Here is a 25,886-nt window from a genome sequence, read left to right as displayed (position 1 = left end):
ACATGCCCGTTCGGGCATGCCCATCAGAACATGCTCAGAGGATCCACATCGCCTCGACCCGGTGGGCCACGGTGCGACGGACCTTGAGGAAGCGCGGGTGGTTGCGCACGGACGCCAGCGCCGGGCACAGGTCGAGCCACTCGAGGTCGATGAGGCGGGCGTTGCAGGCGCGCTCGATCAGCTCGAGGGCGTCGTCGGGGAAGCCGCGGAGGCCCATGATCTCGGCGCCGACCTGGCAGGTCGAGGTGTACATGCGCGGGCTCGGTCCGCTGCCGTGGATGCGGTCGAAGCCGGCCCACAGCTGCTCGCGGGTGAGGTCGCCGATCAGGCCGCGGGCGGAGAAGCCGACCGAGTTCTCGCGCTCGCCGTCGAACAGCGCCTGCGAGCGCTCGAGGCAGGCGCGGACGGTGTCGAGGTCGCCGAACCACCCGGCCACGCGCACGCGCGTGATCAGGGCCTGGAACTGGAAGTGCGGCTGGTGCTCGAGCTTGGCCACGAACTCGTCGTAGGCGGCGAGATCGCGGCGGAGCGCGTGGACGCGGGCCACGTGGGCGTAGGCCTGCAGCAGGCTCGGCTCGAGCGCGGCGGCCAGGCGGGCCCGCGCCACCCCCTCCTCGATGTTGCCGGCCTCGCACTGCAGCTGCGACAGGTACTCGTGGGCGTGGGCGTAGGTCGGCGCCAGCTCGAGCGCCCTGGAGAACGCCTTGACGGCGTCGCGCCACTCGCCGGCCTGGACCTCGAGCATGCCGCGGGCGAAGTGGGTCTCGGCGAGGTCGGGGGCCAGCTCGAGCGCGCGGGTCACGGCCGAGCGCGACAGCGCCGCGAAGTCGCGCGCCGACTGCAGGCGGTCGGCGAAGAACCACGCGCGGGCGCAGGCGACCGCGTAGCTGGCGAGCGCCGGGCGGAACACCGGCGCGGCGTGGAGCGCCTCCTCGAGCAGCTCGATCGCGCCGTCGGGGCCGATGATGTGGCCGCCGGTGATCTTGCGGCGGGCGCGGCGGTACAGCGCGATCGCCTCGGGCGTGGCCGTGCGGCGGTGGGCCACCGTCGTCAGCTCGACGCGCAGGCCCTCGGCGATCTTCTTGCTGACGATCTCCTGGGCGTCGAGGAGGTCGTCGGCGCGGGCCTCGAAGCGCTCGTTGTAGACCTGCACGCCGCTCGAGACCTCGACCAGGCGGGCCTGCACGCGCAGCAGCGTCGGCGTCACCTGCAGCGTCGCGTCGACCACCATCGCCGCGCCGAGCTCGGTGCCGACGGCCCGCGGGTCGCGGGCCTCGCGGAACCGGGCCGTCGCGCCGCTGCCGATCACCCGCATCCCGCCGGTCTGCGACAGCACGTCGATCACCGCGTCGGTCAGCGCCTCGCCGAGGTACGCCGTGGCCGACGGGCCCTGGTAGCGCAGCGGCAGCACCGCGACCGTCGGCGCGCTCAGTCCGCTGGTCGGCGTGCTCGGGCCGGAGCGCGTCGACTGCAGCGTCGCCAGCGGCCCGGCCCCGCTCGAGATCGTCTCGCCGCTGCCGAGCAGCCACGCCCGCAGCCGCTCGGCGATCGCCGCCGCGCTGGTCGGCCGGTGACCTGGCTCTCGGGCCAGGCAGTGGCGCACCACCTCGGCCACCGCCTCGGGCACGTCTGGCCGCAAGGACAGGACGTCGAGCGGCGGCTCGGACAGGCGCGCCAGCGCGGCCGCGAACGCGGTGTCGCCGGCGAACGGCAGGCGCCCGGTCAGCATCTCGAACAGCACCAGGCCGACGGCGTAGAGGTCGGTGCGGGCGTCGACCGGCGCGCCCGCGACCTGCTCCGGCGCCATGTACACCGGCGTCCCGAGCAGCCCCTGGGTGTGCTGGCCGTCGTCGAGCGGGCGGGCGATGCCGAAGTCGGTGAGGACCACGCGGCCCTCGACCTCGAGCAGGATATTGGCCGGCTTGAGGTCGCGGTGGACCACCCCGGCCGCGTGCGCGGCCGTCAGCGCCTCGCACACCGACAGCGCGATCCGGGCCGCGCGGGCCGGCGCCAGCCCGTCCGCCGTCGAGTCGTTGCGCAGCAGGTCCTGCAGCGTGGTGCCCTCGACGAACTCCATGATCAGGAACGGCACCCCGTCGTGCTCGCCCATGTCGTGGGTGCGGGCCACGTTCGGGTGGCTGATCCGGCGCGCCAGGCGGACCTCGCGGCGGAAGCCGTCGAGCTGCTTCGGCGTCACCGCCTTGCCGAGCACCTTGAGCGCGACGACGTCGCCGACCAGCACGTCGACCGCGCGGTACACCGCTCCCATCCCGCCGCGCCCGGCCAGCGCGTCGATCCGGTAGCGGTTGGCGTAGAGCGTGCCGCGCGGCGTCTCGTGCGGTGTCTCGTCGCGCGGGACCTCGTCGCCGCGCAGGGTCGGATCGACCTCGTGATGCGGCCTCGACACGGGGGCGAGCTTAGCAGCGCGATCCGGCCGCGGCCGCGGCGCGTCCGGAGCTTCCGCACCTGGCCCACGCGGGCGCGGCGTCACGCCGGTGCGCCTGCGTCGCGCCCGCCGGGGGTCGGTGCGCGCCGGCGAGGAGACGGACTGCCGACCCGCGTGTTCGCGGCGGGCCATCGTCCGCGGCGAAGTGTCCGCGGCGATCTCAGCGGACGAAGATCTGCCCCGGCTTGCCGTTGAGGTCGCCGCCGACGCACGTATCGTAGCAAGTGCGCCAGCCGCTGCCGGTCAGGCCGAAGCCGTTGCCGTCGACGTCGCGGAAGTGGAACGTGTCGACGTTGCCGGTGAAGCCCATCCAGCTCAGCATCGACGCCCCGCCGGCGCACGCGCCCTGGATCGGCGTCGGCTCGCCGATGTAGTAGTGCGTGTTGATGTGCGCGTCGACGAAGTCGGCGATCACGGTGTGGCGGTAGATCGTGCCGGCGAACGCCTTGCTGCCGGCGTGGTCGCCGAACAGCACCTGGGTGAACTGCAGGCCCTTGCCGGCGGCGTCGAGCGAGTAGGCGCTGGCGTCGTCGGCCAGCGAGCCCTGGGCCGCGCGCCAGCCGAAGCTGCCGCCGCCGTCGCTGTCGGCGCAGCCCGGCGCGCTCGGGGTGTTGCGCGAGCGCCCGACCAGCGTCCAGCCGCCGCCGTCGATCGTCATCTCGCAGTAGACGTCGAACGGCACCCGCGGCCCGTCGCCGTCGACGTCGATCTGGTAGACCCCGTTCGGCGTGCTCGGCAGCCCGCTCTTCAGCTGCTTGCAATTGGTCGGCAGGTTGCACGAGCCGTTGACGCACGCCCCGGTGACGCAGTCCTTGTCGGCGACGCAGTTCTTGCCCTTGTTGCAGGCCTTGCAGGTCCCGCCGCAGTCGATGTCGGTCTCGCCGCCGCTCTGGATCGCGTCGGTGCACGTCGACACCTTGCACTCGACCGTGCAGTCGTCGAGGTTGCTCAGGTTGGCGTCGTCGCACTCCTCCACGCCCATGTACACCGACCCGTCGCCGCACTCGGCGTTCAGGCAGGTGTCGAGGCACGCGTCGCCGTCGTTCGCGTTGCCGTCGTCGCACTCCTCGCCCGGCTGCAGGGTTCCGTCGCCGCACGTCGCGCTCTTGCACATCGCCGTGCACGCGTCGTCGTCGTCGTCGTTGCCGTCGTCGCACGCCTCGCCGGGGCCGACGATCCCGTCGCCGCACACCGCCAGCGCGCACGCGTTGGTGCAGTCGTCGGTGTCGGTCATGTTGCCGTCGTCGCACGCCTCGCCGGGCCCGACGATCCCGTCGCCGCAGCCGGCCGCCTCGCACGCGCTGGTGCAGTCGTCGTCGTCGTCGAGGTTGCCGTCGTCGCACGCCTCGACCCCGGCGAGCACCAGCCCGTCGCCGCACACCGCCAGCTTGCAGCCGGCCGTGCACTCGCCGGCGTCGTCGTTGTCGCCGCCGCGGTCGCACTCCTCGTCGCCCTCGACCTTGCCGTCGCCGCACATCGGCACCGGCGGCTCCATCGCGCCGCTGCTCATGTCCGACCCCGGCCCCGTCGTCGGCTCCGTCGACCCCTCGGTCGGCGTCGTCATCGTCGCCGTCGCCGGCATCGTCGTCGCCATCGGCGGGCCGAAGCCGGTGGTCGGATCCTCTCCGCTGGCACAGGCGGCGACGATCGGCATGAAAGCGAGGAGGCGCGACAATTCAATGCGGGTCACTGCGGGGCACGCTAGCAGATGGGGTCGAGACCCCTCAAGGCGCGCGAATTCGCCGCTGCGCAGGCCCGGATGCACCCGCGCGCGCGGACGCGCGAGCGAGGGGCGGGTGCGCATGGGCGGACATCGGCCGCCACGCCCGACGTCCACGCTGCGAGAATCATCGCACTCGCCGCGGCGGCGGGACCGCCGACATGTCCCCGAGACCATGCGAACGAATGCCTCCGCATGAGCGACGCGCCGTGTCGCACCTTTCGACGCATTGCGCATAACCCGTCTCGACTGTGAGGTCTCGCTCCGGCCGAATGAAGTGTGTGATCGGATCACTGGTTCGATGGGGGATTCCACGCAGGCTTGACCCCGAAGGAGAATTACCTTTGACCATGAAACTGATCTTATGGGCCCCTGTCTGCGCCGTGCTGTCCGTGTTCGCAGCCTCGACCGCCCATGCGTCGGGCGACTACCCGACCGTTCCTTCCTGCCCCGAGGGCACCCTCGAATACAAGATCGACTGGCCAGTGTCGAAGTCGTACCCGATCCCCGGGACGTCCGACTACGTCGAGGTGAAGACCGACGGCATGTACTTCGACTGGAGCTCGAAGGTCGGGATGGACGCCGTCATCGCCGAGGGCGAGTGGTCGGGGGAGAAGTACGCCTACGATCCGGAGGCCTACGGCGGCAAGGGGCTGCACGCGTCGATGGACCCCAAGACCTACAAGCCGCACAAGCTGAAGCGGATCAAGTTCTGCTACGACCTGAACCTCAAGGTCGAGAAGACCGCGGAGACCAAGTTCAAGCGCAAGTGGGACTGGAAGATCGAGAAGAAGGCCGATCCGTCGTACATCGAGCTGAGGCGGTGGGAGAAGGCCGACGTCTCCTACGAGATCGGCCTCGACGCGGAGAAGCACGACAAGGACTTCGCGGTCAAGGGCGAGATCAAGATCTGGAACCCGACCAAGTTCGAGGCGAAGATCACCGCGGTGAAGGACATCCTCGACGGCGTCGAGGTCCCGGTCGACTGCGGGGGTGTCGAGTTCCCGTACACGCTCGAGCCCTACCAGAAGCTCGTGTGCACGTACTGGGCCTCGCGTCCCAACGCCAACACCGTCGAGAACAAGGCGATCGTCAAGACCCACAGCGACAGCAAGGTCGGCGGCGACACCGCCAGGGCCGAGGTGAAGTTCACGTCTCCGAGCGAGGAGATCGACAAGTGCGTCACCGTCACCGACAAGCTCGACGGGGTCGCCCAGACGCTCCCCACCGACTACGTGTGCGCCGGCGAGACGCCGAAGACGATCCAGTACTGGCACACCTTCGGGCCGCTCGAGTGCAGTGAGTGGGACCACGAGTTCAAGAACATCGCCACGTTCAAGACCAACGACACCCACACGGAGGGCCACGCCTCGACCACCGTCAAGATCAAGGTCAAGTGCCCCAACGGCTGCACGCGCACGCAGGGGTACTGGAAGACCCACTCCAAGCACGGCCCCGCGCCGAGGGACGCGGTCTGGGATCTGCTGTTGCCGAATGGCCCCGACACCCAGTTCTTCAAGAGCGGGAAATCGTGGCTCGACGTGTTCAAGACGCCTCCGCAGGGCAACGCGTACTACATCCTCGCCCACCAGTACATGGCGGCGGTGCTGAACGACCTCGCCGACGCCGACATCTACCAGATCCACGAGCTGCTCGACCTGGTCAAGTCGTTCTTCGAGAAGTACGGACCCTCGGAGTGGCAGGCCCACAAGGACAAGGCCGTGCTCACCGGGTGGGCGTCGACCCTCGAGAAGTTCAACAGCGGCAACCTGGGCGCGACGCACTGCGAGTAATGACGTGAGCGTGTGAAGCCACGCGGGGGGCGGCTCCATCGGGGCCGCCCCTCGGATGCATCTGTCCCATCGGACAGACTGTGATGCACAGCGCGCAGGCGCTGGCCGCAGGCGCCGGCTCCGCCGCGGCGCCGCCGAGGGATCTCGCCCACCATGCCCGCGTGCGCCGGGGCGAATCGACTTGCAAACGGCCGCCACCTCCCGCACCATCGAACCGTGACCTCCGGTTCCGCCGCCTCCCACCATCGCTGCGCCGCCCCTGGCGGGCGCGCGGTCGTGGCCGGCGCGAACAACGGCAATCGCAACAATCGCAATCGGACCTGCCTCCTGCGGGCCGGCGATTAGCGCGCACCCACGCTCATCGCCCAGGAAGCCCGCACTGCGAAGCGCGGGCTTCTTCGTGTTCGCACCTTGAACGATCCGCCGTCCCACCACCAGCCAAAGGAGCCTCTCATGTGTTCAATCCTCGGCATCTTCGACCTGCAACCCGGCGACGACGTCCACGCCCTGAGGCGGCGGGCGCTGGAGCTGTCGCAACGCCAGCGGCACCGCGGGCCGGACTGGAGCGGCGTGCACCAGGACGACGGCGCGATCCTGGTCCACGAACGGCTTGCGATCGTCGATCCCGCGGGCGGCTCGCAGCCGCTGCGCTCGGCCGACGGCGAGCTGGTGCTCGCCGTCAACGGCGAGATCTACAACCATCGCGACCTGAAGCAGTCGCTGAAGCGGCCCTACGCGTTTCAGACCGGCTCGGACTGCGAGGTGATCAACGCGCTGTACCGCGAGGACGCGGACCTGTCGGCCTGGCTGAACCGGCTCAACGGCATCTTCGCGTTCACGCTGTGGGACCGGGCACGGCGGCGCTACGTGATCGCGCGCGACCCGATAGGCGTCTGCCCCCTCTACTGGGGCCATGACGCCAGCGGTCGCGTCTGCATCGCGTCGGAGATGAAGGCGCTCGCCGATGTCTGCGCCGATGTCGCCCAGTTTCCCCCTGGCCACTACTATAATAGCACCACCGGCCGGCTGACCCGCTACTACGACAGGCCGTGGCGCGATCATGCCGCCACGCAGGGCGTGGAGGTCCCGCTCCCGGAGCTGCGCGAGGCCCTCGAGCGCGCCGTTCACCGCCAGCTGATGACCGACGTGCCCTACGGCGTGCTGCTGTCGGGCGGCCTGGACTCGTCGCTGGTCGCGGCCTGCGCGGCGCGCTTCGCTCGCCGTCGAGTCGAGGAGGACGACCGCGCCGAGGCCTGGTGGCCGCGGCTGCACTCGTTCGCCATCGGGCTCGCGGGCTCGCCCGACCTGGCCGCCGCGAAGATCGCCGCGGAGGCGCTGGGCACGGTCCACCACGGCTTCGAGTACACCTTCGAAGAGGGGCTGGACGCGCTGCCCGAAGTGATCCGCCACATCGAGAGCTACGACGTGACGACGATCCGCGCGTCCACGCCGATGTTCCTGCTGGCGCGCCGGATCAAGGCGATGGGCGTGAAGATGGTGCTGTCGGGCGAGGGCTCGGACGAGATCTTCGGCGGCTACCTCTATTTCCACAAGGCCCCCAACGCGCGCGAGTTTCACGACGAGACCGTGCGCAAGCTCGACGCCCTGCACACATACGACTGCCTGCGCGCCAACAAGGCGATGATGGCCTGGGGCGTGGAGCCGCGTGTGCCGTTCCTGGACGTCGAATTCCTCGACGTGGCGATGCGGATGGACGCGCGGCACAAGATGGCGGGCCAGGGCCGCATCGAGAAGGCGCTGCTGCGGGAGGCGTTCGCCGGCTACCTGCCGGACTCGATCCTGTGGCGACAGAAGGAGCAATTCAGCGACGGCGTCGGCTACGGCTGGATCGACGGCCTCAAGGCGAACGCCGAGGTCCACGTCAGCGACCGGGAGTTCGCCGCCGCGGCGAGCCGGTTCCCGATCAACCCGCCGCAGACCAAGGAGGCGTATTTCTACCGCTGGATCTTCGAGCGCTGCTTCCCCGGGAAGGCGTGCGCGGAGTCGGTGCCGGGCGGCAAGTCCATCGCTTGCTCGTCGCCGACGGCGCTCGCCTGGGACGCGGCATTCGCCGCGGCGGCCGATCCGTCCGGACGCGCCGTGGCGGGGGTGCATCGAGCGGCGCTGGGATGAGCCTCGCAACTCGCTCCAGAGCGCTCGCGGGGCGGGCGCCCGGCGAGTCTCGACGATCGAGCCGCGCCCCGCAGTCGGGCTCGCCTCCGGGCCGTATCGTGAATGCTCGTATGCTTCAGCGCGGTCGCGGCCGTTCAGGCCGCGTCTCTATCTATTTAGCGAATTCTATATCGCCGGTTCGCGCGGACATGCCTTGACTCTCGCGCGCCCTTGCCCATGCTCCCGGGGCCGTTCCCAGGCGGCTCGCAGCGGAGTTCGCCATGATGCATCGAATCCCCTGGACCCCCGCCCTCTCCATGGTTCTGGTCCTCGGCGCGTGCGGCGACGACGCCGACGCGGAGCGCCCACCCCACCCCGACATGGCCCCGCGCGAAGCCTGGTCGGACGACGACGACCCGCGGCTCCTCGACGATTCATTCACCTACGCGTACGCCGAGCTGCCGACCTCCGGCCTCGCCGAGCGGATGCCGTGGCCTGGCAGTTACTGGCCGTCCTACCGCGACGGCATCAATGATCGGTGGGCCGGACCGGACACCCGCTCGCCCGCGGAGAAGTACGAGCTCGCGTTCGGCAAGGCCGGTGTCGAGGACGCCGTCTCGGCGCACCACGGCGTCGACAGCCTCCCGACCGCCGCCTGCCGCGACGAACTGGACTGCGATGAGGACCTGGTGTGTGCCCGCCGGCGCGGCGAGGAGCTCGGCCGCTGTGCCCCCACCTGGGTCGGGATCTGCCACGCCTGGGCCCCGGCCGCCCTGTTCGAGCGCGAGCCCAGGCGGCCCGTCACCTACCGCGGCGTGCGGTTCGAGATCAACGACCTCAAGGCCCTGATCAGCATGGCATACACGGAGGGCCTGGCCGCCCGCATGGTGTCCCTGCGCTGCGACGAGGACGGCGAGGAGCACGACCTCGACGACATCGACGAGTGCCGGGACACCAACCCCGGCACCTTCCACGTCGCGGTGACCAACCTCCTCGGTCTGCGGAGCACCGCGTTCATCCACGATCGCAGCTACGACGCCGAGGTGTGGAACCACCCGGTCGTCGCCTATCGCGTCGCTCACGACGAGCCGCTCTCGCCCGCCGCCGCCAACCTGCTGCTCGGCGTCGAGGCGTCGGACTACGCGTTCAACGACCGCGCCGTCGCGCTGCGACGGCTCCGCACCGAGCTCGCGTGGGTCTCCGCCTCGCCGAGCGAGATCGACGGCGCCCTCACGCCCTACCTCGAGTACTTCACCGTCATCGACACCTACGACTACATCGTCGAGCTCGACGAGGACGGCGAGATCATCGGCGGCGAGTGGCTCGGCGACTCGCAGCGCCGGCACCCCGACTTCCTGTGGATCCCGGTGGAGAAGTACGACGCCGTGGCCGCCGGGGCGATCGAATACCACGACGTCGAGCATTTGATGCAGCTCGCCGGCGGCGGCAGGTAGCCGCGGCCGCGATATCGGCCGACCTGCTCAGGCCAGCGCGCGGCGCAGGTGGTCGACGAACACGCGCACGCGCGGCGTCCCGCGCAGCTCCGTGCGATACAGGGCAGCCACCGACGCCCCGGCGGTGCTCCATTGCGGCAGGATCGTCCGCAGCGAGCCCGCGCCCAGCTCGGCGGCGACCAGCCAGTCGGGCAGCAGCGTCACCCCGAGGCCGGCCACGGCGGCGTCGCGGAGGACCGCGAGCACGTTGCAGGCCAGCACCTCGCGCACGAGCACCGTCTCCTCGCGCGGCGGACGGGAGAAGCGCCAGCGGGTCGCGGGCACCCCCGAGCCGTAGATCTGGACCAGCGCGTCGTGGCGGGCCAGCGCGGCCGGCTCCTTCGGCTCGCCGCGGCGGCGCAGGTAGCTCGGCGCGGCCACGGCCACGCGCGGCACGGTGAGCAGCGGCACGGCGATCAGCGCGTCGCTGTCGGGCGGCACCAGCGTGGTCGCGCGAATCGCCACGTCGATGCCGTCGCCGATCAGGTCGGTCAGGCGATCCTCGAGGCGCAGGTCGACGCGCAGGCGCGGGTGCGCGGCCAGCAGCGAGGGCAGCGTCGGCGCCACCCGCAGCCCGCCGAACGTCACCGACGCCGCCACCACCAGCCGGCCCTCGACCGCGTCGGCCCGGCGCGCCGACGACTGCGCCTCCTCGACCTCGCGCAAGATCCGGACGCAGCGCTCGTAGTACGCGCGGCCCACCTCCGTCACCGTCAGGCGCCGCGTCGTCCGCAGCACCAGCGTCGCGCCGAGCTCCTCCTCGAGCGCGCGCAGCTGGCGGCTGATCGCCGGGGTCGACAGGCGCAGGCGCCGGGCCGCGGCCGACAAGCTGCCGCTCTCGACGATCCGCACGAAGGCCGTCATCTGGGCCAGGAGGTCCATGCGGTGCAGGTTCCTCGATTGTTGCGCGCGACGCAAGAGTACCTTGCGCCGGCGCCGTCTACTGCCCGGACGCGGTCGCCGTCATCTTCGCCGCACACAGCGAGACGAACCAATGACGAGCTTCACCGACAAGATCGTACTCATCACCGGCATCACCTCGGGCATCGGCCGCGCGACCGCGCGAGCGTTCGCGGCCGCGGGGGCGCACCTCGTGCTCGGCAGCCGCGACGCGGCCGCGGGCGAGGCCCTGGCGGACGAGCTGCGCGGGCGCGGCGGCCAGGCCCTGTTCGTCGCCACCGACGTCACCGCCCCGCGCGGCGTCGAGGCCCTGGTGGCCGCCGGCCTGCAGCGCTTCGACCGCCTCGACGTCGCCGTCAACAACGCCGGCCTCGAGGTCACCGGCCCGATCGAGGGCGGCGACGAGGCCGCGTTCGACCGCGCCTTCGACACCAACGTGAAGGGCCTGTGGCGGGCCCTCCGCGCCGAGATCCCGGCGCTGGTGCGCGGGGGCGGCGGCGCCGTCGTCAACCTCAGCTCCGTCGCCGGCATGCGCGGGATGCCCGGCGCCAGCGTGTATGCGGCCACCAAGTTCGCCGTCGAGGGCCTCACGCGCTCGGCCGCGCTCGAGCTCGCGACCGCGAAGATCCGCGTCAACGCCGTCGCCCCCGGCCCGGTGGCCACGCCGATGCTCGACCGCTTCACCGGCGGTCACCCCGAGATCATGGCCCAGCGCGTCCCGCTCGGCCGCCTCGCGGCGCCCGAGGAGATCGCCCGCGCGGTGCTCTGGCTCGCCTCGGACGAGGCGTCCTACGTCACCGGCACGACGCTCGCCGTCGACGGCGGCTTCATGGCGTGAGTGACTCGCGGCAATCGCCCGTCCGCCCGGGTCATGCCATTCGTGGCAGTCGCCGCGCCCTGGCTAACCGGTGCGGCCCTGGAGCTGCGCGAGCGCCTGCTCCACCTCGTCCGGCGCGTCGCCGCGGCGCTTGAGGAGCGCGCGGCGCTCTTCCAGCGCCACGCGGGCCGCCCGGACGTCGCCGGTGCCGACCAGCGCCTGCGCCTTGTTGTGGAGCAGCAGCAGCAGCAGCTCCTCACCCGCCTCCGCGGCCGCGCGGGCCACCGGCTCGGCCGCCGCGAACAGCTCGAGCGCCTCCGCGTGGCGCTGCAGCGCGACCAGGCTCTCGCCGAGGTTGCTCTCCGTGATCGCGCGCTCGAGATGTCCTTCGGGCAAGATGCGGTCCTGCAGCCGGAGCGCCTCGCGGTACGTCTTCACCGCGCCGGCGAAGTCGCCGCGCAGGTGGAGGATCACCCCGAGGTTCACCAGCGCCGCCGCGACCTCGGGGTGATGTTCGGGCAGGACCTGGCGGAGGATCGCCAGCGCCCGGCGGCCGTGGTGCTCGGCGCGGCCGAGCTCGCCGACGCGGCCCGCCTGGTCGGCGAGCGCCGTGTGGACGCGACCGCACTCGACGCAGACCGACCCGTACGTGTCGGTCCACACCGACAGCGCGAACTCCATCAGCTCGCGGGCCCGCGCCTGCTCGCCGGTCCGCGCCAGCAGCACGCCGAGGTCGTGGGACACGCGTGCCAGCTGCGGGTGGCGCGGCCCGAGGTGCGCCGCGCACAGCTCGAGCGCCCGCGAGAAGCTCGCCAGCGCCTCGTCGCGCTCGCCGAGCGCCTCGAGCGCGTTGCCCAGGCTCTGCAGCGACCGGATGCGCTCGATCGCCGGCCCGCCGCCGAAGTGCAGGCGCTCGAACGCCTCCCGGTGCAGCCGCACCGCCTCGGCGTGGCGCTCCTCCGCCACGGCCGCGACGCCGAGCGCGTTGAGGAGGATCGCGCGGCGCGGCCCGCTGTCGTCGAGGCGGTCGAGCAGCGCCTGGGCCCGGCGGGCCCGCTCGCGCATCCGCTCCGGGTTCACCTCCAGGCGCGCCGCCACCGTCGCCAGGGTCACCCATCCGCTCGCGGTGGTGTCGTCGAGGCGATTGGCCTCGGCGATGTCGATCGCCGCCAGCAGGTTGGTCTCGGCCGCCGCGATCTCGCCGTCCTCGGCGCGGAGGCGGCCGACCGTGAGCAGCGCGTCGGCCTCGATCGCCGGCTCGCCCAGCGCCTGCGCGCGCGCCCGGACCTGCTCCGCCAGGCTCAGCGCCTCGCGCCGGCTGCCGTCCGCCGCGTGGGCGCGCGCCGACACCAGCGCCCGCCGCAGCTCGTCGACCTGCCCTGACCTTTCGAGCATGTCCTCAATTTCGCCGCGGCCCGGCCGGTCGCGACAGTCGTCGATCCGCGGCAGCGCCTCGACCACCGCCATCGCCTGCTCGATCTCGCCGGCGCCTGCGAACGCCAGCATTCGCGTGGCGCCCGTCAGCGCCTGCGCCGCGCGCTCGAGGCACTCGAGCACTTGTTGGAGCTGCAACGCCGAGCGCGCCGACAGCTCCACCGTCGCCTCGCAGGCGCGCCGACGCGCCAGCTTCCATTGATCGGCGTAGGCGTCGAGCGCCGCCTCGACGCGGCGCCCGACCCCTCGCGCATACTCGCTGTCCGGGGCGCGAAACACCGCCGCCAGCGCCTCGCGCTCGGAGGCCCCCCACGCGCGATCGATCCGCCGCTGGGCCGTCTCGCACGAGACCTCGGTCAGGTCACCCGGGCCAGGGGCCAGCAGGCCCCCCAGCCCGCCCACGCCGAGCAGTCCGGCCGCCAGCCCGACGCGACGCCATCGCCGCGCGGGATCGTACTCGAGCGCGGCGACCAGCGGATCGAACGACGCGTAGCGACGGGCGGCCGACGGCGCCAGGCCTCTCGCCAGCACGCGATCGATGCGGCGCGGGACCTTGGGGTCGCGCGCGCGCGTGGTCGTCATGTTGTACTCCGGCCGGTGCCCGTGCAGCGCCTCGTACAGCGACACGCAGAAGCTGAAGATGTCGCTGCGGAGATCGGGCGGACGACCTGCCTTCTGCTCCGGGGCCATGTAGGCCGGCGTGCCGACCACCGCGCCGGTGCTCGTCAGCGGCGTCTCGCTATTCACTGCAGCGCGCGAGGTCGTCGGCGGCGCGCCCTCGGGAGTGGCACCGCTCGGGCGGGCGAGCCCGAAGTCGACGACGTAGACGCGTCCGTCCTCGCCGACCAGCACGTTGTCGGCCTTGAAGTCGCGGTGCACCAGCCCCACCGCGTGCACCGCTTGCAGCCCGCGCGCCGCAGCCACGTACTTGGCGATCGTCTCGCGCCACGGTCGCGGCGTCTCGCGCTGCCACGCCCGCAGCGTCTGGCCGCGGATCCGGGCCATCACGATGTACACGTGTCCGCGGAACACGCCGACCTCGTAGATCTCCACCACGTTGGGGTGCGAGACCTGGGCGAGCAGCCGCGCCTCGCGGAGCAGCCGGCTCTCGTCGCCGAGCGACGGCCGCGGCCCGCTCACGCGCGCCAGCTTGACCGCGACCTCGCGCCCGAGCGTCGGGTCGAGCGCCGCGTAGACCGTGCCCATGCCGCCGGCGCCGATGCGCTCGAGCACGCGGTAGCGGGCGATCGACAACCCCTCGAATTCCTCGGGGACCGGCTCGTCGTGGGGCTCTCGTGGGGCGTCGACCGTGTCGCGCTCGACGAGCGGCTTGCTCTCGCGGGTGCTCGCCTCCACGTCACCGCCTTCGTCGCGTCACGCAGAGCCCGCGCTCGTCATGCAAGTCGGGTATCACGGCCCCCCCGGGCGTGACAAGGTCCTGTTCCGCAGGCCGACGTCCGCGCGGGCGGTATCACGCGATGGAACTGCGCGTGCTACCCGGGCCCCACGCGACTGCGATACAGTCGCACGCGAGAACTCCGATGGCAGACTACACGACGAGCATTCCAGTCCAGATGATCGAGGCGGTCAACGGCGCGGCCCACGAGCTGCTGCTCGGCTCCTGCACCAGCAGCGCCACGTCGCCGGTCCTGCAGCCGCGTGACAAGGTCACCGCCGAGACCAGCGGCAGCTCGGTCCTGTCGACCGTCACCGCGGCGACCGGCGCCCCTGGGATCACCGGCGTCACCGCCACCCCGCTCAATGGTTCGCCGTCCGTCAGCTACACCGACAGCTCCGGCGTGTGGTCGGCCACCTTCCCCGTCTCGTCGGTGGGCGAGTACTCGTGGCGCGTCGAGGTCACGATCGAGGACGCGGTCCGCGGCTCCCTCATCCTCGACCCGATCATGATCGTCCGCAAGACCAACTGACGGGCCGCCTCCGATGTCGACCTCAGCGAGCGCGAGCGCGTGGACGAGGACCCGCTACCTCGCGCTCGTCGGCGCGTGGGCGGCGACGGTGATCTTGGCGATCCGCGACGCCACCCTCGATCCCCCCGACCCGTCGCGGATCGGCACCGCGCAGTACGGACACAACAGCGAGGGCGCCCTCGCCGTCGTCCTCTCGCTGACCGTGCTCGAGCTCGCGGTGGCCCTGGCGATCCTGCGACCCGCCTCGTATCACGCCGCCTGGCCGCGCGCCGCCGCGGCGTTCCTGGTGTTCGCCGCGTGGAGCGTGGCGTCGCTGCTGGCGACGATGCACGCGGGCGGGGTGGTGGCGCTGCACGCCCTGTGGGTCATGGCGCTCGCGCTCGGCTGCCTCGTCGCCATGCTGTGGAGCCTCCTCGCCCGCCGCAAGTGATTCGTGGCATGTCCATCAAGACATGCCCCAAAAAACATCCACATCTGCTCAGCGGCGCGTGTGACGGACGAACAGCTTGCCGCGGTTGTTGATCCCGACGAGGTCGGGGCGGCCGTCGCCGTCGAGGTCGGGGAACTGGACCGCGGCGAGCTTGTCCTCGGCGACGCGGACCTGCCTCGGCCCGTCGTCGCCGCGCAGCCACACGTAGGTGCCGTGATCGTCGAAGGTGACGAGGTCGTAGCGGCCGTCGCCGTCGGCGTCGCCGACCTGCCGCAGCGCGCCCTCCGTCAGCGACTCGTGGCTCACGATCGCCTCGCGCCGATCGGGGTCGCCGTCGATGTGGCGATACACCGTGGTCCCCTCGTGCGTGATCAGGTCGACGCGGCCCTCGGCGTCGGGCGGCCCGAACAGCGCGGTGGTCCCCGGCATCGCCTCCGCCGCGGCCCACTCGCGCGGCCCGTCGTTCCGCACCAGGAATCCAGGCATCTTCGAGCCCGGCCGGATCAGCAGGTCGAGATCGTCGTCGCCGTCGACGTCGCCGACGAAGAGCGCGGCCCACACCAGCTCCGGCACCTCCGCGAGGTCGTGCCAGGGGGTGAAGCGCAGCGGCTCGGTGCCGTACGCGACATACAGGTTCATCTTCTTCCAATCGGGGGCGTCGACGGCCGCGAGCGCCAGCATGTCCGGCAATCCGTCGTCGTCGACGTCGGCGATCGCCAGGTCCTCGGCCTTCTGCAGCGAGCCGAGCAAGTCGAGGTTCACCCACTCGGCGGCGCGCTCGGGAGCAAAGCGATAGGGCTCGACGGCCCAGCCGAAAAGCGCCGCCACGACCTCGGCGAAGCCGTCCCCATCCAGATCGCCGAGCCCCAGCCCGCTGTGTTCGCCCACGCTGCCGAAGCCGTCGGCGCGATCGAGCGCCGCGTCCTCGCTGCCCCACAACACCGCCACGCCGCCGCCCGGCTGGCGACACAGCGTCACCAGGTCGTCGTAACCGTCCTGATCGATGTCGGCGACCGCGACCTCGGCCACGTCGCCGTGGAAGTTCAGCGGAGCGGCGACGGCGGCCGGCCGCGCGACCTCGCGGGTTAGATGGACCCGAAGCTTGTCCGAGTTGAGCGTCACCAGATCGAACTGCGCGTCGGTGCGGGCCGCCAGCGCCGCCCGGTCGTAGCGCGGGAACTCGTGAAGCTGCTCGGCCTCGAAGGTGGCGTCCCCGCGGCCGCGCTGGTAGATGAAGATCCCCTCTCGATCGGCGACGAGCGCGTCGAGCCGGCCATCTCCGTCGAGGTCGCGGAGGTGAGACGGCGCCCGTGTCTGGGCCAGCAGCGTCGCCGTCGGCGCGTCGTCGACCATCCCCGACACCACGACCGCGCCCGCATCGGCGCCGAGCACGACCTCGGGGGCGCCATCGCCGTCCAGGTCGCCCGCCGCCAGATCTCTCAGCCGGATCTCCTCGGGTAGCAGTTCCACGAGCGCCGCGACGTCGTGCTCCACGCCGAGCGCGTAGCCGTCGCCGTCCGGGACCGCGTGCACGAGCACCGGCGTCCCGTCGCGCTCCGCCAGCACCAGCGGCTCGTCCACGCCGTCCTCGTCGAAGTCGACCGCGATCACCCGCCCCACGCCGAGCTCCTCGCCGAACACGCGCTCCTCGAGCAGGCCGCCGTCGGCAGCGAATCGCAGCAGCGCCGCCGGGAAATATGCCGCCTCCGTCGTCACTTCGGTCGCGGCCGTTGCGATCGCTACGCCGGCCGTACCCGCTCCGGTGCGGAGCGGCATCAGACCGGCCGGCTTGATCGTCGTCGAAGTCGCCGGCCGCACCGAGAGCAGTCCGCCGCCGTCGCTCCCCACCGCGACGAACACCGATTGTTCGCCGGCGACGAGCACGTCTGGCCATTCGTCGCCGGTCAGCTCGGCGATCGCGACCGACTGTGGCCCCTCGATCGCCAGCGTGACCCCCTGCTCGAGCCCGAGGTCCGCGCGGCCGTGGAACACGATCAACCACTGAGCCGTCGCCGCCACCACGTCGAGCAGATGGTCGCCGTCGAGGTCGCCGGTCGCCAGCGCCGATTCGGAGGAGTCGGTGCTCAAAATGGGCGAGCTCCACACCTCGATCGGCGCCACCCCGGCCGCCCACGCGAACGGCACCACGAACCCCTCGCCGCCCGCCAAAAGCCCGCTGTCCGTGCCGCCGCCGACCCACGTCACCACCCGGTCGAACGCCACCTCGACGTGCCCGAGCCAGGTCGCGCCCTTGCCGAACCACGTGCCGACGCGGTCGTCCTGCGGCACACTGACGCTCGCCAGGCCACCATTCGCAATCGGCCCTGCCACCAATCCGGAGCCGCTCGCCGAATGCTCGCCGAACGGCAGCGCGATCGGGCTGGCGAACCTGCCCGCGCCGTCGTTGCGGTGCACCCGCACGTTGCTCGCGAGGTCACGCGTGAGCGCGTCGAGGTCGCCGTCGCCGTCGTAATCCGCGAGCGTCAGCGCCCACATATCGACGTGCGCCGCGCTCGCCTCGGCCTTCCTCAGCGTCCCGTCCCCCGCGCCGCGGAGCACCTGCAACGCTTCCCCCGCATCCACGACGACGACGTCGAGCCGCGAATCACCGTCGACGTCGCCGAGCGCGAGCCGAACCGGCGCCTTGCCGGCGCGATGCTCTCGCACCGCGCCGGTCCGTGGATCGATCACCGCGACCCGGCCGTGCTCGACCACGGACGCGACCAATTCGAGCTGCCCGTCACCGTCGAGATCGCCGCTGGCCAGCGCCGGCGCCCACCCCGACAGCGGAATGTCGCGCCGCCGCTCGAGCCGCCCCTCGCCGTCGATCCCGTAGATCGCCACCAGCGGCGACTCGGCGAACGACACCGCGACCTCGCGATGGAGCCCCGCGAGCGACACCGGCGGCTCGGCGAACAACACCATGGACCGCCGCCTGTCGCGCGTACCGAACGCCAGCTGGCTGCCTTCGCCCGTCAATGCGAACACCTCGGTCAGACCGTCGCCGTCGACGTCGACCTCGACCGCCGCGCGGACCACCGTCGCCACATCGACGACCCGCCCCTCGTCGGCGCACAGCGCCGCGAGCGACCCGCACTCCGATTCATTCGCCCCGCAGCTGCCCGCCAGGACCGCCGCGACCCCTGCCACCGACGCGACGCGCGAAACCGAACACAGGCGAAGCAGCCAGGAATTGCGAGGCACCATGAGCCCGCAGAAGGTGTACGCCGGCCTCACCGCGTGCAAGTCTCGTTCGGCTCGACGCGGCCCGCCACGCGCCAGGCCGCTGCGCGGTGCCTGCGCGTCACGACGGGCCCTGCGAGCCCACAGCGATCACGAACACGAAGTCGGTCGAGACCCGAGCTCCGGCGCCTGATAGTTTGAAGGATCATCCGCTCGTTCCCCGTCCGATTCGCCCGCGTTCGATCGCGGACGACGTCGCATCGAGTTCCTCGCCTATCTCTGGCGGCAGCAGCCGCGCTCGACCGATTGATCGCTCCGCGGGGCCTCACGTCATGCCGCCACCGACGGCGCGTAAGACCACGCGCGCAGCGCCCCGCCGGCTGAGTCGTGCAGCCCTCGCCGCACCTGCGGCCCGATCGCCCCGTCCGCGCGCCGACGCCGCGGACGAGCCACCGCCACCTGCTCCCAGCGACGAATCCGTGTTCGCGTCGTTTCGCTCGCCGCCCCCACCGCTCATTCGCGGCTCATCGCGCACATCGCCGCCGCTTGTCAGCGCCGCGCCGCCGGGCCACGATCGCCGCGATGTCCTCCGAGCCCGGCCCGCGCTCACCCAACCTCGAGTACCGCCGCCCGGTCGCGGCCGACGCCGGAGCCCTGCACGCGCTCATCACCGACGACCACATCAAGCGCTACCTGTTCCACGGTCAGAGGATGCCGCCCGGGTGGTCCGTCGCCACCATCGCCGCCAGCGAGGAGCTGTACCGCGTCCACCGCGTCGGCGTATGGCTGCTCTACGCCGCCGGCGTCGCCGAGCCGCTCGGCTTCTGCGGCTTCGTCACGCTCGCCGGCTTCGACGCGTTCGGAGGCGAGCCGCAGCTCGTGTACGCCCTGCGCGAGGCCTACACGGGTCGCGGGTACGCCTGCGAGGCCGCGGCCGCCTGCATCGAGTTCGCGCGGGCCCACGCCGACCTCCCCGCGATCTTCGCCGTCGTCGACGAGCCCAACCGGGCCGCGATCCGCGTGCTCGAGAAGCTCGGCCTCTCGCGCCACGGCGAGCTCCCGGGGGCCTTCGGGGCGATGCTGCTGTTCCGCCGCGACCTCGAGCACTGAGCGGCGCGGCGCCTCACTGCCAGTCCCACTCGCAGCATTGCTTCGCGTCCACCTCCGGCGTGCTGGGAGGGATCGACGCGCAGATGTCCTTGCTCGGGCAGGTCTTGCCGGGCACCTCGTCCTCGAGGCACGTGCAGGTGTCGCCCTCGCAGCGGAGCTCCTGCACCACCCCTTCGCAGTCGCGCTTGATGAAGCAGGACTCGGCGTCGCCATTGGACTGGATCGCGCAATCGGGGATGTTGCACTGATCGTAGGCCTCGACCTCGGCCGTGCACATGTGCGGCTCGACCATCACCTGGTGCTCGAGGTCGGCGCACGACAGCTCGGCCACGCAATTCCACAGGTCGGCGAGCCGCCCCTCGCACTCGCTCGCCGGCGCCTCGTCCTCCACGCATTGCTCGGCGCACTGCGGCCCGCCCCCGAAGCCGCACGCGTCCATCGCCGCGCACAGCTTCTCGCACGCCGCCGGCAGCGGCTCGAGCGGCTCGCCGGTCGTCGGCGTCGGGACGGTCGTCGTGTCGGCGCCCTCGGTGACCGAGCTCGCGGTCGTCGACGTCGTCGTCGTCGACGTCGGCGCGGTCCCGTCACTGGTCCCCGTGCCGGTCTCGGTGGCGCCGCCGGTGTCACTGTCGGTCTCGGACGACTTCGACGGGCAGGCGAGCAGGAGGAAGGCGAAGCAAGCGAGCGAAAATGAACGCATAGGGCGAGCAGTCTATCAGGACCCCAGGCGCCGGCCTCGTCGATGCAGCCTGCGGGCGGGCTCGCATTCCGCGCGGATCCCCGGCGACGAGGGCCTGGGAGTGGCTCCTGCCCGTGCCCGCTCGCCGCCGCCTGCGCGTCCGGCCCGTCAGCCGCGACACGCCGATGGACGTCGCGCGGGCGTGGCCGGCGGCGGCGGTCTTCCGACTCGAGCGCCCATCCACTGAGCTGCCCTTTCTACCATGCTCGGAGGGACATGTCCTGAAGACCTCACCCTTCCGGCGCGCCGACCACGTTCTTGAGCGCCCACCCCGTCATGTCCGAATACGTGTAGGGCCCGTCGAGGCCGCCGACGAATTGTACCGCGTGCGTGTCGGGGTCGACCACGTGGGCGCCGTTCGCGTCGGTATCGACCATCCACACGTGCCCGTCGACGTCCACGCTGATCCCGGCCGGGTAATGCAGGTCCACCAGCGTCGACGAATCGATCAGCTCGACGAACGTCGCCGAGTCGGTGTCGACGCGCAAGATCCCCTGCGCCAGCGCCGCGACCCACAGGTGGCCCCTCGCGTCCTCCTGCATCCCGCGGCTCAGCGACGTGTAGTCGGCCGGCAGGTCGGCCTGCGTCCACGTCGCCGTCGCCGGGTCGTAGCGCTGCAGCGTGTTCTGGCCGCCGACCCAGGGTCGACCCGCGTGGTCGACGGTGAAGCCGTACACCGTGAAGAACGACTGCGTCGGGTCGGGCACCGGGATGATCTCGTAGCTCAGGTCGGCCTTGCGCACGTGGACCAGCGGGCCCGTCGACCACGACGCGCCCCAGAAGTCGTTGTTCGCGTCGACCGCTCCGCCGTAGACCCCGAAGCCGCCGTCGACGCCGGGCAGCATCGTCGACGCCATGATCGTGCCGTCGTCGCCGCGCAGCAGGTACACGATCGCGTTGCCCAGCCCGTCGGGCGCGCTGGTCCACACCTCCGGATCGACGTGCGTCGTGCAGCCGTCGTCGTCGACCGTCTGCGTGCCCGACGTCCAGGCGGCGGGTCGCGCCGCGGGTTGCAGCGGCGTGTTCCACACCACGCATTCGTCCGCGCCCCACGCCAGCACGTCGCCGGCGCCGGACGACGTCTCGATCGTCCCGCTGTTGTCGAGGTCGACGCAATCGGCGTGGCGCGCGAAGATCTTCGTGATGCTGCCGGCGCGGTTGACCACCGCGACGTCGCCGCGCAGATTGACCGACGTGCGCGACGGGTCAGGTCCGCTCTCCGGGCCGGTCCGGTAGCGCGCCACCTCGGTCCGCGTCTTCGTGTCGATCTTCGACACGGTCCCCTCGGGCGAGTTGGAGATCCATATGTAGCTGAACTCGAGGTCGCCGCTCTTGCAGCCGGCCGGCGCGCCGAGGTCGGGCGGAGCGCCGAGGTCGAACTTCACGCCCACCGGCGTCGAGGTCGATGTCGTCGACGTCGTCGAGCTCGAGCTCGTCTCCGAAGACCCCGCCGAGGTGGTGACCTCGCCGGTGCTGGTGCTCGTCGTCGTGGCCGCCGGCTCCGGGGCGCCGGCCGTCTCGCTGGCCGAGGCGCCGACGCCGAAGCCGCTGGTGCCGCTCGAACCGCCGGGGCAGGCCGCGCACAGGAATGAGGCGAGGGCGAGAGTTCGCATGGTGGACCTCGGAGCGAGGACAACCTTGCTCGCAGTCCGGCGCGCGCGACGGTGATGCACACACGTGGCGCGCGCTCGCGGCGATGAATCACCCCACCGCGCTCGCCGCGGCGCGCGCCACGAACGGCGCGCCGCGGCGGACGCCGGCTCGCGCGCTCAGCGGCGCGGGAACCACGGCACCAGGCGCGACGTGGTCCGCTGATAGTCGGCGTAGGTCGGATACTTCGCGCGCGTCAGCTGCTCGGTGAACGCGGTCGACCCGTGGAACAGCGCCGTCAGCAGCAGCGGGCCGGCGATCGCCACGTTGAGCCAGCCCGCGCCCGACGCCACGCTGAACAGGTAGAACGTCCACCACATCGACACCTCGCAGAAGAAGTTCGGGTGGCGGGAGTAACGGAACAGCCCCTGCGTCAGGAACTTGGGCCCGTACGCCTGGCCGCGGGCCCGCTTGGCGCACTGGAAGCGCCACTGCTGCTGATCGGCGATCGTCTCGCCGGCGAGCAGGACCAGGAACACCAGCGTCGCCAGCGTGTCGAGCGGGCCCCACGGCGCCGCGCTCGGCGACGCGGCCACCCACGCCGGCAGCGCCAGCAGCAACAGCAGCACGTTCTGCACGAACGCGATGAACACCAGGTTGAACACCGCGAACACCGGCGGCGGCAGGCGGCGGCGCAGCTCGATCCAGCGGTAGTCCTCGCCGCCCGGCGCGTAGCCGCCCTTGCGCGCGAAGTTGTAGGTCAGCCGCGCGCCCCACAGCCCCGCCAGGATCGTCATCGTCGTCAGGCGGCAATCCTCGCCCTGCGACTGCGACGCGAACCAGGCGACGTAGGCGGGCGGGAGGATCGACCACAGGCGGTCGACCCACGAGTACTCGCGGGTGACGACGGCGAGCAGCCAGCACAGGGAGGCGGCGCCGAGGCACGCGATTGACGCGGCGTGGAGTGGGTCCATGGCGGCATCGTATGTCGAAACCACCGCGCCCGCGACGAGCGCGACGCGCGAGGGGCCGCGGACGGTCGTCCACGCATGACCTCAAGACCAGGCCGCTCGCGCACCGGGGCCCCCGCGTCCCTGCGCGGCCGCGACGGCCCCGCGTGGACGCGTCGAGATCTCTCCGCTATCGTCGGCCCGTCGTCATGATCGAACTCCCGCTCCCCCGCCGGCTGCAGGCCCCGAGCAACCTCCTGCACATGTTCTTCCGGCCCGAGCAGTTCATCGCTCGCCACGCCGCCGCCGCGCCGATCCACCAGGTCCACATGCCTGGCTCGTCGCCCTGGTTCACCGCCGACCCCGACATCATCGACGACGTCCTCGTCGGCCGCAGCAAGCTCTTCATCAAGGATCGCATCACCCGCGACCTCGCGCTCGTCACCGGCAACGGCCTGCTCGTCAGCGACGGCGAGTTCTGGCGCCGCCAGCGGCGGTTGGCCCAGCCGGCCTTCCACCGCGAGCGGATCGCCGGCTACGCCGACGTCATGGTCGAGCACGCCGAGCGCCTCGCATCGACCTGGCGCGAGGGACAGGTCCTCGACATCCACGCGGCGATGATGCGACTCACCCTCGACATCGTCGCCGCCACCCTGTTCTCCTCCGGGGTCGACCGCGCCATCGCCGACACGATCGGCGGCTCGCTCGACCTCATCATGGCCCGCTTCTCCGACCCGACCTACGCCTTCTTCCCCTGGCTCGCCGGCCTGCCGCTGCCCAAGAACCGCCGCTTCGCCGAGGCCCGCGCCCGCATCGACGGCGCCATCCGCGGCATCATCGCCGCCCGGCGCGCGAGCGGCCGCGACGAGGGCGACCTGCTGTCGATGCTGCTGCGCGCGCGCGACGACGAGGGCGGGCAGATGAGCGACGAGCAGCTGCGCGACGAGGCCTTCATCCTGTTCGTCGCCGGTCACGAGACCACCGCGCTGGCGCTGTCGTGGACGTGGATGTTGTTGTCGCAGAACCCGGCCGCGTGGGATCGTCTGCGCGCCGAGCTCGACCGCGTGCTCGGCGATCGCCCGCCGACGCTCGCCGACGTGCCGGCGCTGCGTTACACCGACTGGGTCGTGCACGAGAGCATGCGGCTGTACCCGCCGGCGTGGAGCGTCGGCCGCGAGGCGCTCGAGGACCTCGAGCTCGGCGGCGTGCCCGTCCCGCGCGGGGCACAGATCTGGATGTTCCAGTGGGCCGCGCACCGCGATCCGCGTCACTTCCCGCGGCCCGACGCGTTCGAGCCCGAGCGGTGGGACGGCGACCTCGCGCGACGGATCCCCCGCTTCGCCTACTTCCCGTTCGGCGGCGGCCCGCGCCTGTGCATCGGCAACAACTTCGCCACGCTCGAGCTCGTGCTGGTGCTCGCCACGCTCGCTCGCCGCTGGCGGCCGATCGTGCGCCCGGCCGATCGCCCGCGCCCGCAGTTCTCGATCACGCTGCGGCCCGCGGGCGGGATGCGGGCCACGTTGCAGCGGCGCTGAAGGTCCTGCGGCGCGGGTCTGCTCGCGGCGGTGGGCTCGCGGCGCGGGTTATTGCGGGCGGAACCCGCGCCCGCGATTCCTGCGTCACCGCGACGATCGAAGCTCCCACATCTCCCGCCAAGATCCTCCGCGCCCCGCATGAGGCGGCTTCTACGCCTGCACCGATGTGGTTGAACGCCCGTTGGCCTGCCCCATGGTTCTACCGGGCGTCACCAGTCCCCGGGGACAGGCGACGCGCAAGAGGGAGGGTTCATGGCAGCCGCAGTTCGGGTCTTCCACGTCCGCCGGGCGCGTTGGCGCCGTCGGGTGGCGATCGCGGCGATCGCGTTCGCCGCCCTCGTCGCGGTCGTGGGGCTCGTTCCGTGGCAGTGTGCGTCGCGTCCCGGCGACAGCGCCTCGCTCAACCCCGAGATCGAGGCCGCCGCCGTCGACCCCGCCGACCTCGACCGTGGTCGTAGCGACTTTTACGGCGAGGATTTCGGCAACGACGTGTTCTTCACCGACGTCATGGGCGTGTTGCGCGGCCCGATGAGGACGTGGCCGGTCGCGCAGGCCCTGATCGGATTGCACGGCGCCGGCACCACCAACCTGGCGATCGAGCTGAGCGAGGACGTCACGATCGGCGGTCAGACCTACGCGCGCGGCACCACCGTCGACACCGGCCTCGACGTCGCCGCCGGCTCGATCTTGCCGCTCGGCGTGGTCGTGCACATGGACCGTTATCAGCTGCGTGTCGGCATCACCTGCGCGCTGTGTCACTCGACCGTCGATCCCGAGACCAGGCAAGTGATCCACGGCGCGGCCAACAGCGACCTGCAGATCGGCCTGCTCCTCGCGCTCGCGCCCAACAGCGCGGCCTACCGCGGGCACACCGACATCGGCCCCGACCCTGACGAGGCCGCGCTCGAGGAGGCCGTCGATCGCACGCTGGCGGCCTGGCCTCCGGGCAGCTTCGACGCCACCCTCGACGGCGCCGCCAACCCGACGCGGATCCCCGACGTCTTCGTCCACGAGGAGGCGCCCTACGGCTGGACCGGCTCCTCGCGCGCCGGCCCGCTCGGCGGCCTCGCGCTTTACATCAATGGCCCCACCAGCCTCCACGCCGTCAGCGCGCCCTACGTCCCCCCGCCCGAGTGGGAGCGGATCGTCGCCATGGCCGCCTGGCAGGACGCGTTGCGCCCGCCCGAGGTCGTCGTCGACGCCGCCGCCGCCGCGCGCGGGCGCCAGGTGTTCGTCCGCGCCGGCTGCGAGCGCTGTCATGCCGGTCCGGCCTACACCACGCAATCGGTCCTCCCGCACGCCCGCGTCGGCACCGACCCCGCGCGCGCCAATGGCCAGAGTGGTTACAAGATCCCCGGCCTCGTCGGCTTGTGGTGGAGCGCGCCCTATCTTCACGACGGCGGCGTCGCCGTCGCGCCCGCCGAGAGCGTCGTCGGCGTCGGCAACATCCGCGCCCGCGGCCTCCCCATCGATCCGCGCGCCAGCCTGCGCGCCCTCGTCGATCGCGAGCTGCGCGCCCGCGTCATCGCGGCCAACCACGCCGACGCCACGCGCTGGGCCCTCCACGTGCGCGGCGTCGGCCACGAGTTCTGGGTCGACCCCGGCGCCGGCTTCACCCCCGCCGAGCAGAGCGCCCTCGTCGAGCACCTGCTGTCGGTGCGCCTGCCGGGCCGCTGACCGCACCGCACGAGCCGCGCGCGCGCCTC

General features: G+C 72.0%; 17 protein-coding genes. 9 read left to right on the top strand and 8 right to left on the bottom strand.

Annotation, left to right across the window (positions count from 1 at the left end):
• Positions 1-34: 34 nt before the first annotated feature.
• Positions 35-2,407, bottom strand: coding sequence for a protein kinase domain-containing protein (locus K7C98_RS05485; protein WP_224190459.1), 2,373 nt, complete (start codon positions 2,405-2,407; stop codon positions 35-37).
• Positions 2,408-2,606: 199 nt separating this feature from the next.
• Positions 2,607-4,136: a DUF4215 domain-containing protein gene (locus K7C98_RS05480; RefSeq protein WP_224190458.1), complete on the bottom strand. Its 1,530-nt coding sequence runs from the start codon at positions 4,134-4,136 to the stop codon at positions 2,607-2,609.
• Positions 4,137-4,516: 380 nt separating this feature from the next.
• Here K7C98_RS05480 and K7C98_RS05475 point away from each other — a divergent pair, with 380 nt between their 5' ends.
• The 3 genes from K7C98_RS05475 (at position 4,517) to K7C98_RS05465 (ending at position 9,525) form a co-directional block, all read left to right on the top strand.
• Positions 4,517-5,959, top strand: coding sequence for a hypothetical protein (locus K7C98_RS05475; RefSeq protein ID WP_224190457.1), 1,443 nt, complete (start codon positions 4,517-4,519; stop codon positions 5,957-5,959).
• A 453-nt stretch (positions 5,960-6,412) separates the two neighbouring features.
• The gene (asnB, locus tag K7C98_RS05470) at positions 6,413-8,092 is read left to right on the top strand and encodes an asparagine synthase B (RefSeq protein ID WP_224190455.1); all 1,680 of its coding nucleotides are present in this window, start codon (positions 6,413-6,415) and stop codon (positions 8,090-8,092) included.
• Between the two features lie 263 nt (positions 8,093-8,355).
• Positions 8,356-9,525, top strand: coding sequence for a hypothetical protein (locus K7C98_RS05465; RefSeq protein ID WP_224190454.1), 1,170 nt, complete (start codon positions 8,356-8,358; stop codon positions 9,523-9,525).
• A 27-nt stretch (positions 9,526-9,552) separates the two neighbouring features.
• Here the strand turns inward: K7C98_RS05465 and K7C98_RS05460 are convergent, their stop codons facing one another.
• Complete coding sequence (locus K7C98_RS05460) at positions 9,553-10,446, bottom strand: LysR family transcriptional regulator (RefSeq protein ID WP_224190452.1); 894 nt, start codon at positions 10,444-10,446, stop codon at positions 9,553-9,555.
• Between the two features lie 112 nt (positions 10,447-10,558).
• On the opposite strand from K7C98_RS05460, the gene K7C98_RS05455 reads away from it, so the two are divergent.
• Positions 10,559-11,302, top strand: a complete 744-nt coding sequence (locus K7C98_RS05455) for an SDR family NAD(P)-dependent oxidoreductase (protein ID WP_224190451.1) — start codon at positions 10,559-10,561, stop codon at positions 11,300-11,302.
• A gap of 63 nt (positions 11,303-11,365) precedes the next feature.
• On the opposite strand, the gene K7C98_RS05450 is transcribed toward K7C98_RS05455, so the two are convergent.
• Complete coding sequence (locus K7C98_RS05450; RefSeq protein ID WP_224190450.1) at positions 11,366-14,071, bottom strand: protein kinase domain-containing protein; 2,706 nt, start codon at positions 14,069-14,071, stop codon at positions 11,366-11,368.
• Positions 14,072-14,256: 185 nt separating this feature from the next.
• On the opposite strand from K7C98_RS05450, the gene K7C98_RS05445 reads away from it, so the two are divergent.
• Together K7C98_RS05445 and K7C98_RS05440 are read left to right on the top strand one after the other, a co-directional pair.
• The gene (locus K7C98_RS05445; protein ID WP_224190449.1) at positions 14,257-14,643 is read left to right on the top strand and encodes a hypothetical protein; all 387 of its coding nucleotides are present in this window, start codon (positions 14,257-14,259) and stop codon (positions 14,641-14,643) included.
• A 13-nt stretch (positions 14,644-14,656) separates the two neighbouring features.
• Complete coding sequence (locus tag K7C98_RS05440; RefSeq protein ID WP_224190447.1) at positions 14,657-15,073, top strand: hypothetical protein; 417 nt, start codon at positions 14,657-14,659, stop codon at positions 15,071-15,073.
• Positions 15,074-15,121: 48 nt separating this feature from the next.
• Here the strand turns inward: K7C98_RS05440 and K7C98_RS05435 are convergent, their stop codons facing one another.
• A complete protein-coding gene (locus tag K7C98_RS05435; RefSeq protein WP_224190446.1) occupies positions 15,122-18,223 on the bottom strand; it encodes an FG-GAP repeat domain-containing protein in 3,102 nt (1,033 codons plus the stop codon).
• A 615-nt stretch (positions 18,224-18,838) separates the two neighbouring features.
• Here K7C98_RS05435 and K7C98_RS05430 point away from each other — a divergent pair.
• Positions 18,839-19,366 carry a GNAT family N-acetyltransferase gene (locus K7C98_RS05430; RefSeq protein WP_224190444.1) on the top strand — a complete coding sequence of 176 codons (528 nt, stop codon included), beginning with the start codon at positions 18,839-18,841 and terminating at the stop codon, positions 19,364-19,366.
• Between the two features lie 13 nt (positions 19,367-19,379).
• Here the strand turns inward: K7C98_RS05430 and K7C98_RS05425 are convergent, their stop codons facing one another.
• The 3 genes from K7C98_RS05425 to K7C98_RS05415 form a co-directional block, all read right to left on the bottom strand.
• Positions 19,380-20,066, bottom strand: a complete 687-nt coding sequence (locus tag K7C98_RS05425) for a hypothetical protein (RefSeq protein WP_224190443.1) — start codon at positions 20,064-20,066, stop codon at positions 19,380-19,382.
• Positions 20,067-20,335: 269 nt separating this feature from the next.
• A complete protein-coding gene (locus tag K7C98_RS05420; protein WP_224190442.1) occupies positions 20,336-21,718 on the bottom strand; it encodes a Vgb family protein in 1,383 nt (460 codons plus the stop codon).
• A 156-nt stretch (positions 21,719-21,874) separates the two neighbouring features.
• Positions 21,875-22,669 carry a DUF1295 domain-containing protein gene (locus tag K7C98_RS05415; protein ID WP_224190441.1) on the bottom strand — a complete coding sequence of 265 codons (795 nt, stop codon included), beginning with the start codon at positions 22,667-22,669 and terminating at the stop codon, positions 21,875-21,877.
• Positions 22,670-22,854: 185 nt separating this feature from the next.
• On the opposite strand from K7C98_RS05415, the gene K7C98_RS05410 reads away from it, so the two are divergent.
• Together K7C98_RS05410 and K7C98_RS05405 are read left to right on the top strand one after the other, a co-directional pair.
• Positions 22,855-24,180, top strand: a complete 1,326-nt coding sequence (locus K7C98_RS05410; protein ID WP_224190439.1) for a cytochrome P450 — start codon at positions 22,855-22,857, stop codon at positions 24,178-24,180.
• A gap of 252 nt (positions 24,181-24,432) precedes the next feature.
• Complete coding sequence (locus K7C98_RS05405) at positions 24,433-25,857, top strand: hypothetical protein (protein WP_224190438.1); 1,425 nt, start codon at positions 24,433-24,435, stop codon at positions 25,855-25,857.
• The last annotated feature ends 29 nt before the right edge of the window (positions 25,858-25,886 follow it).

The organism is Nannocystis pusilla (assembly GCF_020073745.1).
GTDB lineage: Bacteria > Myxococcota_A > Polyangia > Nannocystales > Nannocystaceae > Nannocystis > Nannocystis radixulma.
Note: the sequence above shows the minus strand (reverse complement) of the source record. Positions and strands in the feature narration are given on the sequence as shown.